This window comes from Mesorhizobium sp. M7D.F.Ca.US.004.03.1.1 (genome assembly GCF_003998635.1).
GTDB lineage: Bacteria > Pseudomonadota > Alphaproteobacteria > Rhizobiales > Rhizobiaceae > Mesorhizobium > Mesorhizobium loti.
Genome location: NZ_RZQG01000076.1, coordinates 1 through 12,590 on the forward strand (window position 1 = coordinate 1; position 12,590 = coordinate 12,590).

14 protein-coding genes and 1 pseudogene are annotated in these 12,590 nt (G+C 63.4%); 7 read left to right on the forward strand and 8 right to left on the reverse strand.

Features of this window, described 5'->3' with window-relative positions:
* The 4 genes and pseudogenes from EN935_RS07385 to EN935_RS07400 all read right to left on the reverse strand — a co-directional run.
* Positions 1 to 353: pseudogene (locus tag EN935_RS07385) on the reverse strand (2-hydroxyacid dehydrogenase); the annotation flags it as partial.
* Positions 350 to 1,372: a LacI family DNA-binding transcriptional regulator gene (locus EN935_RS07390; RefSeq protein WP_109665662.1), complete on the reverse strand. Its 1,023-nt coding sequence runs from the start codon at positions 1,370 to 1,372 to the stop codon at positions 350 to 352. The pseudogene EN935_RS07385 and the gene EN935_RS07390, both read right to left, overlap by 4 nt.
* Positions 1,373 to 1,449: 77 nt before the next feature.
* Positions 1,450 to 2,334 (reverse strand): DMT family transporter, encoded by an 885-nt coding sequence (locus tag EN935_RS07395; protein ID WP_164548558.1) that lies wholly within the window; start codon positions 2,332 to 2,334, stop codon positions 1,450 to 1,452.
* A gap of 199 nt (positions 2,335 to 2,533) precedes the next feature.
* The gene (locus EN935_RS07400; RefSeq protein WP_109665653.1) at positions 2,534 to 2,941 is read right to left on the reverse strand and encodes a DUF2000 family protein; all 408 of its coding nucleotides are present in this window, start codon (positions 2,939 to 2,941) and stop codon (positions 2,534 to 2,536) included.
* Positions 2,942 to 2,991: 50 nt separating this feature from the next.
* On the opposite strand from EN935_RS07400, the gene EN935_RS07405 reads away from it, so the two are divergent.
* On the forward strand, positions 2,992 to 3,864 hold the full coding sequence (locus EN935_RS07405; protein ID WP_127264761.1) for an AraC family transcriptional regulator: 873 nt from the start codon (positions 2,992 to 2,994) through the stop codon (positions 3,862 to 3,864).
* Positions 3,865 to 3,888: 24 nt separating this feature from the next.
* Here EN935_RS07405 and EN935_RS07410 read toward each other — a convergent pair whose 3' ends face one another.
* Together EN935_RS07410 and EN935_RS07415 are read right to left on the reverse strand one after the other, a co-directional pair.
* A complete protein-coding gene (locus tag EN935_RS07410) occupies positions 3,889 to 4,359 on the reverse strand; it encodes a MarR family winged helix-turn-helix transcriptional regulator (protein WP_109666695.1) in 471 nt (156 codons plus the stop codon).
* Between the two features lie 217 nt (positions 4,360 to 4,576).
* Positions 4,577 to 5,323, reverse strand: coding sequence for an intradiol ring-cleavage dioxygenase (locus EN935_RS07415; RefSeq protein ID WP_127264399.1), 747 nt, complete (start codon positions 5,321 to 5,323; stop codon positions 4,577 to 4,579).
* A 200-nt stretch (positions 5,324 to 5,523) separates the two neighbouring features.
* On the opposite strand from EN935_RS07415, the gene EN935_RS07420 reads away from it, so the two are divergent.
* Genes EN935_RS07420 through EN935_RS07430 form a run of 3 tightly spaced genes read left to right on the forward strand, consistent with a single transcriptional unit; the run spans position 5,524 to position 7,916 of the window.
* Entirely contained in the window at positions 5,524 to 6,579 is a 1,056-nt protein-coding gene (locus EN935_RS07420; protein ID WP_127264397.1) for a GTP-binding protein, read from the forward strand.
* A gap of 10 nt (positions 6,580 to 6,589) precedes the next feature.
* Positions 6,590 to 6,964, forward strand: a complete 375-nt coding sequence (gene imm45, locus EN935_RS07425) for an Imm45 family immunity protein (RefSeq protein ID WP_126067363.1) — start codon at positions 6,590 to 6,592, stop codon at positions 6,962 to 6,964.
* Positions 6,942 to 7,916: a WD40 repeat domain-containing protein gene (locus EN935_RS07430; protein ID WP_126067362.1), complete on the forward strand. Its 975-nt coding sequence runs from the start codon at positions 6,942 to 6,944 to the stop codon at positions 7,914 to 7,916. The genes imm45 and EN935_RS07430 overlap by 23 nt, the downstream gene beginning before the upstream one ends.
* Positions 7,917 to 7,924: 8 nt before the next feature.
* Here EN935_RS07430 and EN935_RS07435 read toward each other — a convergent pair whose 3' ends face one another.
* Positions 7,925 to 8,377 carry a hypothetical protein gene (locus EN935_RS07435; RefSeq protein WP_127264395.1) on the reverse strand — a complete coding sequence of 151 codons (453 nt, stop codon included), beginning with the start codon at positions 8,375 to 8,377 and terminating at the stop codon, positions 7,925 to 7,927.
* Positions 8,378 to 8,535: 158 nt separating this feature from the next.
* On the opposite strand from EN935_RS07435, the gene EN935_RS07440 reads away from it, so the two are divergent.
* Genes EN935_RS07440 through EN935_RS07450 form a run of 3 tightly spaced genes read left to right on the forward strand, consistent with a single transcriptional unit; the run spans position 8,536 to position 12,071 of the window.
* Positions 8,536 to 9,915 (forward strand): aspartate aminotransferase family protein, encoded by a 1,380-nt coding sequence (locus tag EN935_RS07440; RefSeq protein WP_127264393.1) that lies wholly within the window; start codon positions 8,536 to 8,538, stop codon positions 9,913 to 9,915.
* An 11-nt stretch (positions 9,916 to 9,926) separates the two neighbouring features.
* Positions 9,927 to 11,333: a glutamine synthetase family protein gene (locus EN935_RS07445; protein WP_127373241.1), complete on the forward strand. Its 1,407-nt coding sequence runs from the start codon at positions 9,927 to 9,929 to the stop codon at positions 11,331 to 11,333.
* Positions 11,334 to 11,387: 54 nt separating this feature from the next.
* Positions 11,388 to 12,071: a UdgX family uracil-DNA binding protein gene (locus EN935_RS07450; protein WP_245468874.1), complete on the forward strand. Its 684-nt coding sequence runs from the start codon at positions 11,388 to 11,390 to the stop codon at positions 12,069 to 12,071.
* A gap of 4 nt (positions 12,072 to 12,075) precedes the next feature.
* Here the strand turns inward: EN935_RS07450 and EN935_RS07455 are convergent.
* Positions 12,076 to 12,590 (reverse strand): MOFRL family protein (locus tag EN935_RS07455; RefSeq protein ID WP_281040319.1); only part of this gene is annotated, 515 nt, incomplete at its 5' end.

Sequence of the window (12,590 nt, forward strand, 5' to 3'; positions counted from 1 at the left end):
GTGTTGATCAGCAGCCCGATGGCGGTGTCGGCGACCTCCTCGGTCAACACGTCAGGCGTGTTGGTGACCATGATGTTTTTTGCGGCCGCATGGCCGACATCGACCGAATCATAACCGACGCCGAACGAGGCGATGAGTTCGAGATTGGGCAGTGCATCCATCATCGCCGCGTTGATGCCGGCGAACGAAGCGATGCCACGCACATTGCTGCGCATCTCGTCGGTGACCAGAGACGGATCGGCGCGTTCGACTGTGACGCGCCTGAATGTGTGGTTGATGCGGTCGACCGCGTGGTCGTTGAAATCGCCCGGCACCAGAATGGTGACGGTCTGCAGTTGTTCGGCCTTGGTCATGCACGCTCCACCGGCTTGCCGGTCGACTGACGCACATGCAGTTCCGGCTTGATCAATTCCTGCGAGGGTCGCACCGTCTGCCCGTTGAGCTTGTCGAGCAGCGCGCTGGCGGCGCGGCGGCCAACCTCGCGCTGGCCGTTCCAGACGGTGGTCAGCGCCGGCGTCGCGATCGCCGCCTCTTCGAGGTCGTCATAGCCGGTAACGGAGATGTCGACGCCCGGCACCAGGCCGGCGCGGGCAATGCCGTTCATCAGGCCGATGGCGACAAGGTCGTTCCAGCAGCAGGCAGCGGTCGGCCTGTCCTTCAGCGCCAGGAACTGTCCGGCGGCCTCGAAACCGGCTTGCTTGGTGCGCGGGCCGGCAATGCGCCAGGACGGCCTGACTTCCAGTCCGGCCGCGTCCATCGCGTTGACATAACCCTGATAGCGGTCGCGGCCGGTCGAGGTCTGGTCGGTGCCACCGATCATGGCGATGCGCTTGTGGCCGAGCGAGATCAGATGGTTGGTGGCAAGCCCGGTGCCATAGGCATCGTCGCCGCGAAAGACCGGCACGTCGGCGCCCTCGACGGTGCGCGCGATCAACACCGCCGGCAGGCCGTTCTCCTCGGCCATCACGATGTCGGAAGCTGGTGTGCCGATGGCCGGCGACATGATGACGCCGTCGGCGCCAAGCTGCAAAAGCGTGTCGATGAAAGTGCGCTGCTTTTCGAGCTGATCATAGTGGTTGGACAGGATGAAGGTCTGCCGGCTGCGGTCGAGCTCGCTTTCGATCGAGCGCAGGATCTCGGCGAAGAACGGGTTCATGATGTCATGGACGACGACGCCGACAATGCCCGAACGCGAGGTGCGCAGGCTGGCGGCGCGTCGGTTGTAGATATAGCCGATGGCGCGGGCATGTTCCTTGATGCGGTCGCGGGTGGCCCCGGCAACCAGAGGGCTGTCGCGCAGCGCCAGCGAGACCGTGGCCGTGGACACGCCGAGCGCATCCGCGATCGTCGAAAGCTTGATTTTCTGTGCCAGCGCCTTGCGCTCCCCGGACCTGAATTTCCAGACCTAAACTGTTTAAAGGCGGCGTTATGCCACCGATCGGGGGCAAATCAAAGTTTTTTTGCCAGCGCTTCGGCCTCGACATCGGAGGCCGCGCGGCTCTGCAGCCGAAGCCGGTGCTCACGATGGACGATGTAGAGGCCGCTGGCGACTATGATGGCGGCGCCGACCAGCGTCCAGCGGTCGGGAAACTGCTTGAAGACGATCCAGCCGGAAATGATCATCCATACCATCTGCGAATAGGGATAGGGCGCCAATGCCGTGGTTGTCGCCAGCCGGTAGGCCTGGACCAGCAGCCAGTGGCCGACGCCGCCGAACACGCCGAGCATGAGCAGCACGAACCAGTGCCAGCCGTCATGCGGCAGCGAAAACGAAAATGGCAGCAAGGGCAACAGCAGCAGCGCCGGCGCCAGCGCCGAGAACAGGATGAGGCTTTCCGACGTCTCGGTCGCCGACATGCGGCGCGTCATGATGACGTAGAAGCAGTTCGACAGCATCGAGCCGAGAGCGAAAAGATGCCCGATGCCGAAAACGCCGACGCCCGGCCGGGTGATGATGAGGACACCGGCGAAGGCCGCCAGGATCGCCAGCCAGCGCCGCCAGCCTGCCCACTCGCCAAGCAGCGGACCGGCCAGCGCCGTGATTACCATCGGCCCGAAGAAATAGATCGAGGTGGTCTCGGCCAGTTGCAGGGAGCGCAGCGCCAGGACGTTGAATATGGTCGAGCCGAACAGGAACAGGCCGCGCAGGACATGTGCCGGCAGGTTGACCGGGCGGAACCGCACCGGTTGGCGCCAGCCGCGCAGCAGCGTGCCGACCAGCACCACATGCACGGCAAAGCGCACCCAGGCAACGATCAGCACGGAAACGCCGGCAAGGACGAGGTATTTGCTTGAGGTGTCGAGGAAGGTGAAGAAGACGTAGGTGGAAAGCATGCACAGGATCGCCACCGGGGGCGTTGCGCTTTCTGGATGTCTTTGGGGAGCACTCACTTGCAGGCCGGGTGGGAAGCTGGGCTGAAGCCCACCTTTGCGGGAATTGCCGGCTCCCGGCAAGCCAATTGTCGCCTGCCGCCACACCAAAGCCGGCTGGCATAACAAGAGCCCAGGCGGGTTTGGTCCATGCTTCGGAAAACTAGGCGTGCATGCGGGCGCCCTTGGTGATCTTGTCGACCAGCTTCTTCTCGGCGCGTATCGCAATACCGACCACCTTGGCGTCTTCAGGCGCGAATTCGGCGAAGACGGCACGGTTGGCCGCGTCAAAGCCGGTCGCGAACATCTCCTCGACATAGAGCGAGGTGGTCACGCCGCGCTCCAGCGTGCGCCGGTGGATGGTGCCCAACGTTGCCTGGTCGGCGGACAGCACGATGACGGGCTGGATCGACAGCGGGTTGTAGAGATTGCCGGCGCGGTCGCGATAGGGCCCGCCGATGATGTCCGGAAACTGGGCCACGATGCCGCTGGTCAGAAAGGCCGTGACGTTGAGTTTCTGCCAGACCGGCAGATCTTCCCTGAGCACGATTGCAAATTTCGTATCGAACATGAGACATTGGCCATTCGAGCTTGTGCCCCAATGCGAGGCTGAAGGAGACGATGTCGCACGATCTAGACAGCCAGGCCTTCAGGGGTCTTGGACGTTTGTGCGTTGATGCTGCGGAGAACTGCATCATCTCCGCCCCCGACCCCACCGGCATGGAGCGGATCGAGGCGCGCTTCCATGGCAGCGCGTTCGACCTGCATCGCCACGATACCTATTCGATCGGGGTGACGCTGCACGGGGTGCAGACGTTTCGCTATCTCGGTGCTACGCGCCACAGCCTGCCCGGCCAGATCATCGTGCTGCATCCCGACGAGCTGCACGACGGCGGCGCCGGGACCGAGGACGGCCTGCGCTACCGAATGCTCTACCTGGAGCCGTCGCTGATGCTCGGCTGCCTTGGCGGCGCGTCGCTGCCTTTTGTCAGGGATGGCGTGGTGACGGACACCGCCTTCTGCGCGACGCTGCTTTCGGCGCTGGGACCGCTCGAGCAGGAACTCGACGAGTTGTTCGTCGACGACTTCCTGACGCAACTGATGCAAAGCCTGACACGGCATGCCGGCCAACCGGCGAAGCCGATTACCAAGACAGCGTGGCGGGCGGCGACACTGGCGCGCGACTATCTCACGGAAAACCTGACACGGCCGGTGCGTTCCGGCGAACTGGAAGCGATAACCGGGCTCGACCGCTATGCCTTGTCACGGCATTTCCGCGCCGCTTTCTCGACCAGTCCGCATCGCTTCCTGGTGATGCGCCGGCTTCAGTGCGCGCGGCGGATGATCGCCGCCGGCGAGCCATTGGCGCAGATCGCTATCGAAGCCGGCTTCAGCGACCAGAGCCATTTTATCAGGCAATTCAAGAAGGCGTTCGGCATGACGCCGGGGCGCTGGTCGTCGCTGGTCCATGGATCCACCGCAAAGGCGGCCTGATCGCCTGCCGCGACGATCGGCTGATCAGTCGTCCGACTCTGCGTCGTCGTCGATGAGCACCAGTTCCTCGTTCGAGAGGTTGGCCTCGATGCGGGCAAGCAGCTTGAACAGCGCCTTCTGGTCCTTCTTGTCGAGGCCCTTCAGCGCCTGCTTCTCGGTCTTCTTCACCGATTTCTCGATGGCGTGGATGATGTCGCGGCCGGTGTCGGTGAGGAAGATATGCGCCTGGCGAGCATCCGCCGACGAGGCGCGCTTCTCCAGGAAACCCTGGGCCTGCAACCGGTTGATGGTCTTGGTGATGGTGGGTGGGCGCACGCCGAGGCGGCCGGCGAGATTGCCCGGCGTCTGGCCATCCTCGCGGTCGAGCGCCAACATGATCTGGTCCTGGCCGGCATAGAAGCCATGCGCCAGAAGCCGAGCCGCCAGCGCGGTTCTTGCCAGTCTTGCCGCCGAATGCAGCCGGCTCATTGTCGCAGTCTTGTCCGCCTTGGCCATGGTCATCCCTCTTCGGCCGTACCGGTGCGGGCAGCATAGAGACAGCCGGCCGGTTGGCAATCGACGATCAAAAAGTTTCCGGAGCTTCAAACAGCTTTGCCGGCAAGCATTGTGGTGTCCGCCGTGGCTAATGCCAGATGTTTATTTCAGTTAGATGACAAACGAGTTTTCGCGGCCGGAGTTTTCGTCGGGAGCAGGGTGGGGAAGGGAACGTCGCTCAGCCGGGCTTCACCGCGACGATCATCAGCGCCTGATAGGCATCCTCGACCTCGCGCAGTGCGGCCTGCGACTGCGGGCCGGCCTGCCTGGCAATGCCGTCCGCGGCGTTTGAGGTGTCGCGCTTGCCGGGCCGGTCATTGTAGGGCGCGACAGAGGTGAAGATCTGCTCGCTGAGACTGTCGGGGAAAAACAACTGGCCGGTCATCACCGACCTGTCGTCGGGGAAAACCTTGAAATGGATATGGGTGGTGCGACCGCGATACCAGCCGGGATAGATGGTCGCGAAGGAAACGATGCCGCGCGCGTCGGTCTTCTGCCAGCCACGCAGGAAGGTCTGGCCCGACGTGTCGACGTCGCGGCCGTCACCTTGTCCCGGATAGCCGGAATAGGCACCTTGCGCGTCGCAATGCCAGATGTCGACACGAGCGCCGGCAAGCGGGCGGCAGCCCGCGTCGACAACCTGCAGCCGGACGTCAAGGGCAATACCCTTCTTGCCTTCGGTGACATCGGCACGTTCGAGTTTTGGGTCGAAATAGAACGGCCCTTCTGTCACCTCAGGTGTGATGGCGCAGACACCGGCGCCGGTTTCGAACAGGGCCAGTCCGGCATAGAGCGAGGCCTGGGTAGCCGAAGATTGGGCGGCCATTGCCGAGGCCGGCAGGAACACTCCACCTCCGGCGGTGACCGCGATCAAACCGAGCGCCTGGCGCCGGCTCAATGAGAAGGAGGATGGCTCTCCGGACATATCTTGCCTCTCGAATTGGCCTCCCGCGTCCTGATCTAGGCAATCACAGCGGCTCTCGCCAGTCAAAATTCGGTAATGGCGGCAGCTGGTTTGGCCCATCGGTTTGCCTCGTGCAAAAGCCCGGCACACACCCTATATGGAACCGACAATCCATTCTTCGAGGCCGGATTTTTCGAGGCCCAGACAGTTCGAGGCAAGCCATGAGCGACGCACAGACGCAGATCCCCGTAACCGTTCTCACCGGCTATCTCGGCGCCGGCAAGACGACGCTGCTCAACCGCATCCTGTCGGAAAACCACGGCAAGCGCTACGCCGTCATCGTCAACGAGTTCGGCGAAATCGGCATCGACAACGATCTGATCGTGGAATCCGACGAGGAAATCTACGAGATGAACAATGGCTGCGTCTGCTGCACGGTGCGCGGCGATCTGATCCGTGTCGTCGAGGGCCTGATGCGCCGACCCGGCCGCTTCGACGCCATCGTCGTCGAGACCACCGGGCTCGCCGATCCGGTGCCGGTGGCGCAGACCTTCTTCATGGACGACGACGTACGCTCCAAGACCAGGCTGGACGCGGTGGTGGCGCTGGTCGACGCCAAGCATCTGCCGCTACGGCTCAAGGATTCCAGGGAAGCCGAGGACCAGATCGCCTTTGCCGACGTCGTCGTGCTCAACAAGACCGACCTCGTCACACCGGAAGAGCTCGCCAAGGTCGAAGCGACGATCCGCGCCATCAATCCGGCGGCAAAGATCCATCGCACCACCCGCGCCGGCGTCGACCTGTCCGAAGTGCTCGACCGCGGTGCCTTCGACCTGTCCAGGGCGCTGGAAAACGACCCGCATTTCCTCGAGGCGCATGACGATCACGACCACCATGACCATGACCATGACGGCCACGATCACCATGATCATGACGGGCACGACCACCACCATCACGCGCATGCTTCCGACATCCATGACGTGACAGTGCAGTCGGTGTCGCTGCGCGGCGGCGAGATGGACCCGAAGAAGTTCTTCCCGTGGATCGAGAAGATCACCCAGATGGAAGGCCCCAACATCCTGCGGCTGAAGGGCATCATCGCGCTCAAAGGCGACGACGAGCGCTATGTCATCCAGGGCGTGCACATGATCATCGAGGGCGACCACCAGCGCGCCTGGAAGGACGGCGAGAGACATGAGAGCCGGCTGGTGTTCATCGGCCGTGAACTCGACGCCGAGCGGCTGAAGAAGAGCTTCGACGCCTGCCAGGTGGGCTGACCGCAATAAAATGCCCCGCTTGCTCGATCTCGCCGATGATTTCCTGACCATCGGCGATGTCATCAGACTTTCCGAGAATTACGATCTCGGGCCGGATTCCGGCCCGGTCGATCTTCTGATCTTCGATCCCCACGAAGACGAGGCCGGGCTCGGTCTCATGGTCACATCCGGTTACAAGGCAGGGCTGGTCTTCGCGGTGCTGCCCGAGGAAAGCCGGTTCGAGAAAAAACCCGGGCTTTCGAGAACTTGGTTGATCGAAAACTGGGACAAATGGTTCGTCTTCACCTATCAAGGCGGCCCGGTTCCGATCGAGGAAACCGTTATCCTACGCTGGAACGAACGAATGACCGTTGAGATTTGCCATGCCGACCGTCGCCCCGCTTGATCTCGAAGGCCATTGCATCGCTGCCGTCTTCCTCGGCGACGTGCCGCATTTCGCGATGGCCGATGGCGCCGTCCATCGGCTCGAGCATGGTCACAAGACAGTTCAGGCCAATGACGGGCTGCTCGCCGCCTTCCATGATGCGGCCAATGACCGGCTGATCACCGGCGGCGAGGACGGTAAGGTGTTTGCCGTGAAAGCGAGCGGCGAGGCCACGGAATTGGCAAGCGCGGCCAAGAAGTGGATCACCAGCGTCGCCGCTGGACCGCAAGGCGCCATCGCCTATGCGACGGGCAAGACCGCCTTCGTGCGCTTTGCCGATAGCAAGACCAGGGAATTCGTCCATCCGCGTTCGGTCGAGGGGCTGGCCTTCTCGCCCAAGGGCATGCGCTTTGGCGTTGCCCGCTACAATGGCGCGACGCTGCATTTCCCGGCCGCCGAGGGCAAGCCGGTGGAGCTCGAATGGGCCGGCGCCCACACCGGCATCACCTTCTCGCCGGATGGCGCCTTCCTCGTCACCACCATGCAGGAAAACGCGCTGCACGGCTGGAAGCTCGCCGACGGCAAGCACATGCGCATGACCGGTTATCCCGGCAAGGTCAAAAGCCTGTCGTGGAGCGTGAAGGGCAAGTGGCTGGCGAGTTCCGGCGCGCCGGCGGCGATCGTCTGGCCGTTTTCAGGCAAGGACGGGCCAATGGGCAAGGCACCGCTGGAACTTGGCACGCGCGGCAACGCCATGGTGACGGCTGTCACCTGCCACCCGAGCCAGGATGTCGTCGCCATCGGCTATGATGACGGCATGGTGATGGCGGTGCGTTTTGCCGACGCCAAGGAAGTGCTGTTGCGGCGACCGGGCAAGGGCGCCATCACCTCGATGATGTGGGACAAGGAAGAACGCCGCGTCGCTTTCGGCAGTGCGGCCGGAGATTGCGGCGTCATCGACATCACGGCGTAGTTCAGGACTTATTCAGCCCCGCACGACACGTTGCCCGTCAACTCAGCCGGCTTGCCGTCCTTGTCCGTGTCGGCGGCATTGTCATAGATGGCAAGCGTGTACTGCCCGTCATAGACGCCTTCGTCGCTGGCCTTGGTCAGGATCGTCAGCTCAACATAGTTGTAAGCATCTGCGAGCTGATGCTCGCGGTAGATGTTCAGCCGCAACTCCTTGCCGTCCAGCCAGTACTGGGTCAGGTTGGAATCCTCGAACACCGTCTTGCGCAGATGATCGCCGACGGGCCTCACCTTGATTTCGAGATCGCCGCGAAAGTTGAAGGTCGGGCCGCCCATGCCTCTGGTGACGCCGGCGCCGACATCGAATGTCACAGCCGTATCGTCAACGTCGCACCAGATGCCGCCGGAGGCGAAAGCCGCGCTGGCCGACAACAGCAGCGTTGCCACACAGATGATCGTCCGCATTTTTGCTGTCCCCACCTCAATTCCCGCTCGTATTGGCGCTGACTTCGACAGCATGGTCAAGCGCCGCTGCCAAAGGCTGAGCCAACGCAGGACAGACGCGCGGCCAATTGCGGATGCGGACACGGATTGTCTAAGAGGGATCGACCAGAGGGGTTTTCATGCATAGCGACATTTCCAAGACGTCCATCGGCGGCATCAGCCGCGACCGCATTGCCGAGCTGCGCGACACCGAGGGGGCGGCTTTCCGCAAGGCGCGGCCAAAGTCGCAAGCCAAGGTCGGCAACGGCCTGCCCGGCTTCTTCGGCGGCATGCCGATGCACTGGATGAACGACTGGCCGACGCCGTTTCCAATCCTGGTCGACAGCGCCAGAGGCGCGACCATCACCGACATCGACGGTATCAGGCTCGACGATTTTTGCCTTGGCGACACCGGCTCGATGTTCGGCCATTCGCCGCCGCCGGTGGCGCGCGCCATTCGCCGCCAGGCCGGGCGAGGCCTGACCTATATGCTGCCCTCGGAAGACGCGCTCGCCATCGGGCCGCTGCTGCAGCAGCGTTTCGGCCTGCCGTTCTGGCAGATCGCGACGACGGCGACCGACGCCAACCGCTTTGCATTGCGCGTTGCCCGCGCCATCACCGGCCGGGAAAAGATCCTGGTCTTCAATGGCTGCTATCACGGCTCGGTCGACGAGACGATGATACGGCTGATCGACGGCAAGCCCGTCAACCGGCCGGGATTGGCCGGCGAGTTCCGCGACCTGACCCGCACGGCCAAGGTGATCGAGTTCAACGATGTTTCAGCACTCGAAGCCGCGCTCAGGGATAAGGATGTGGCCTGCGTCATCGCCGAACCGGTGCTGACCAATTCCTGCATGGTGCTGGCTGATCCGGGCTACCATGACGCGCTGCGCAAACTAACGCGCCAAGCCGGCACACTGCTTCTGATCGACGAGACACATACGATCTCGACCGGTCCCGGCGGCTACACCAGGAAATACAGGCTGGAGCCGGACTTCTTCGTGCTCGGCAAGCCGATTGCCGGCGGTGTGCCTGCAAGCGTGTGGGGCATGAGCGACGACGTTGCCTCGCGCTATGCAGATTACAACAGGACCAAGGAACCGGGCTATTCCGGTATGGGCACGACGCTCTCGGCCAACCCGCTACAGTTCGCAGCGATGCGCGCCACGCTTGAAGAGGTGATGACGCAGGAAAATTATGACCGGATGGATCATCTGGCGCGGCGGCTCGATGCCGGGCTGACCGGCGTGATCGACCGCTATCGCCTGCCCTGGCATGTTTCCCGTGTCGGCGCTCGTGTCGAGTTCATCTGCGCGCCCGGCCCCTTGAGGAATGGCGCCGAGGCGGAAGTGGCGCATGCGCCGGAACTGGAGGCCGCAATCCATGTCGCGCTGGTCAATCGCGGCGTGCTGATCGCCCCGTTCCACAACATGATGCTGATTTCGCCGGCGACGTCAGGTGCCCAGGTCAACCGGCTGATCACCGCCTTCGGCGCGGTTGCGGCAAAGCTTGCGGCATGAGACAAGCGGCGATGGACCATCCCAATGCCATGACGACCTCACCTTCGGGCTCGACACCCGCCGAGGCGCAAGCCTTTCTCGACGCCCATCCCGAGATCGAAGCCTTCGATATCGTGCTGACCGATGCCAATGGCGTCGGCCGTGGCAAGATCGTGCGCCGGCATGAGCTGACGAGCATCTTCGAGGGCGGCCGCCATATGCCGATCTCGATCCTCGGCCTCGATATCACCGGCGAGGATGTGCACGAGACCGGGCTGATCTGGACGACTGGCGACGGTGACCTCAGGGCATGGCCGATCCCCGGCACGCTGGTGCCGCTCTACGGCACAAATCCGCCGCGCGGCCAGTTGCTGATGGCTATGTACATGCTCGACGGCCGGCCGATGTCGTCGGATCCGCGGCTGGCGCTGGCACGGCAGGTCGACATCTTGGCGGCCAAGGGTCTCTATCCGGCCGGCGCCTTCGAACTCGAATTTTTTCTGCTGGCCAATGAGCGCGACGCCGACGGTAAGGTGCAGCCGGCGCGCGCCGTGCTCGACGGCCGCGTCTCGGGCAAGACCGAGGTCTATTCCGTCGATCATCTGCATGGCATGGAGCCGCTGTTTTCCGACATCTATGCAGCGGCCAAGGCGCAAGGCATTCCGGCCGAGACGGTGATTTCCGAATATGCGCCCGGCCAGTACGAATTGACGCTGAACTACCGCAAGGACGTGATGCGGGCGGCCGACGACCTAGTCATGCTGAAGCGGCTGGTGCGGGCGCAGGCGCGCCGCCATGGCGTCACCGCCTGTTTCATGGCCAAGCCGATCGAGAAATATGCCGGCTCTGGCATGCATTTCCACGTCTCGCTGCAGGACAAGGCCGGCCGAAACGTCTTTGCGGAAGCCGGCGGCGAGAGCTGGTCGCTGCCGCTGCTGCAGGGGCTCGGCGGTCTGATCCAGACGATGGCGGAATCGATGCTGGTGTTTGCGCCGCACGCCAATTCCTGGCGGCGCTTCGTCTCGCAATCCTATGCGCCGGTGGCCCCAACCTGGGGCGTCAACAACCGTTCGGTGGCGCTGCGCGTGCCGGCGGGCGATGCCAAAAACCGGCGCATCGAGCACCGGCCGTCTGGCGACGACGCCAACCCCTATCTGATCGCCGCAACGGTGCTGGCCGGCATCATCAAAGGTCTGGATGAAGGTCTCGACCCCGGCCCGGAAACCACCGGCAACGGCTACGAGGCGGCGGTCACACGCACGACGATGCCTGTCGACTGGCGCGCCGCGATCGAAGCGGCGCGAGCATCTAGCTTCCTGAAAGGCGCGCTCGGCGAGGACCTGCACCGGACCTTCGTGGCGATCAAGCAGTCCGAGTATCTGCGCGTGGCGCGCACGGTCAGCGAACTGGATTACCACCTCTATTTGCACGAGGTGTGAGGGAGGAACCATCCTCGGCCTTGTCCATTTTCAATATCGAAATGGAAAGGCAAGATGATGGCGACCACAGGCCTTCCGCGTAAGGCGAAGATGCCGGCCCGGCGCGTTTCCGCGCCGCGCGCCGAGCCGATATCGGACGAGACCGATGCCACCTCGATCACGGAACTGCGCGAGGCTGCGAAAGGTTGCCGCCGCTGCCCGCTGTGGCACGACGCGACCCAGACCGTGTTCGGCGAGGGTCCTGATGATGCCAGGGTGGTCTTTGTCGGCGAACAGCCGGGCGAACAGGAAGATCTCGCCGGCAAACCTTTTGTTGGCCCGGCGGGCAAGGTGTTCAATGCCATCCTCGATGAGGCCGGAGTCGACCGGCAAAAGATCTATGTCACCAACGCGGTCAAGCACTTCAAATTCGAGCCGCGCGGCAAGCGCCGCATTCATTCCAAGCCAAATGCCGGCGAGGTTCAGGCCTGCCGCTGGTGGATCGACAGGGAGTTCGCGCTGATCAAGCCGGAGCTGGCTGTGGCGCTGGGCGCAACGGCGGCGTTGTCGCTGCTGGGCAAGGCGATCCCGGTGACAAAAATGCGTGGCCAGGTGATCGAGCGCGAGGATGGCTTGCGCGTCTTCATCACCATCCACCCGTCCTTCATCCTACGCATCCATGAGCCGGCGGACAAGGAAGCTGAACGCGAGCGGTTCCTGCACGACATGAAGCAGGTCAAGCGGCTGATGGCCGCCTAAAAAGCTATCTGATCAGGATCGCCCTGAGATCGTTGACATTCGTGCCTGTCGGGCCGGGCACGAAGAGATCGCCAACCGCATTGAAGGCCGTCCAGGCATTGTTGCCGGCCAACATCGCCTTGGCGTCGACGCTGGCTGCGCGCATGCGCGCCACGGTGGAGCCATCTGCGAAGGCACCGGCATTGTCTTCCGAACCGTCGATGCCGTCGGTGTCGGCGGCCAGCGCGTGGATACCGTCGACGCCATTGATGCCGATGGCGAAGGCGAGCAGGAATTCCGAGTTGCGGCCGCCCTTGCCTTTTGCCCGCAACGTCACCGTGGTTTCGCCACCCGACAGGATCAGAACCGGCTTCGAAAATGGTCGGTTGCGCGTCGCCACTTCGCGCGCGATTGCCGCATGCACGCCGCCGACCTCGCGCGCTTCCCCTTCGATGGCATCGGAGAGAATGACAGCTTCGACGCCTTGCCGTTTCGCTTCCGCAGCAGCCGTTTCGAGCGACACGCCGGCAGAGGCGATCA

Coding starts and splice junctions, on each gene's coding strand:
- EN935_RS07440 (WP_127264393.1), top strand. CDS start 8,536: ATGCATAGCGACATTTCCAAGACGTCCATCGGCGGCATCAGCCGCGAC.
- EN935_RS07420 (WP_127264397.1), top strand. CDS start 5,524: ATGAGCGACGCACAGACGCAGATCCCCGTAACCGTTCTCACCGGCTAT.
- EN935_RS07400 (WP_109665653.1), bottom strand. CDS start 2,941: ATGTTCGATACGAAATTTGCAATCGTGCTCAGGGAAGATCTGCCGGTC.
- EN935_RS07435 (WP_127264395.1), bottom strand. CDS start 8,377: ATGCGGACGATCATCTGTGTGGCAACGCTGCTGTTGTCGGCCAGCGCG.
- EN935_RS07410 (WP_109666695.1), bottom strand. CDS start 4,359: ATGGCCAAGGCGGACAAGACTGCGACAATGAGCCGGCTGCATTCGGCG.
- imm45 (WP_126067363.1), top strand. CDS start 6,590: ATGCCCCGCTTGCTCGATCTCGCCGATGATTTCCTGACCATCGGCGAT.
- EN935_RS07445 (WP_127373241.1), top strand. CDS start 9,927: ATGGACCATCCCAATGCCATGACGACCTCACCTTCGGGCTCGACACCC.
- EN935_RS07405 (WP_127264761.1), top strand. CDS start 2,992: ATGTCGCACGATCTAGACAGCCAGGCCTTCAGGGGTCTTGGACGTTTG.
- EN935_RS07415 (WP_127264399.1), bottom strand. CDS start 5,323: ATGTCCGGAGAGCCATCCTCCTTCTCATTGAGCCGGCGCCAGGCGCTC.
- EN935_RS07395 (WP_164548558.1), bottom strand. CDS start 2,334: ATGCTTTCCACCTACGTCTTCTTCACCTTCCTCGACACCTCAAGCAAA.
- EN935_RS07430 (WP_126067362.1), top strand. CDS start 6,942: ATGCCGACCGTCGCCCCGCTTGATCTCGAAGGCCATTGCATCGCTGCC.
- EN935_RS07450 (WP_245468874.1), top strand. CDS start 11,388: ATGATGGCGACCACAGGCCTTCCGCGTAAGGCGAAGATGCCGGCCCGG.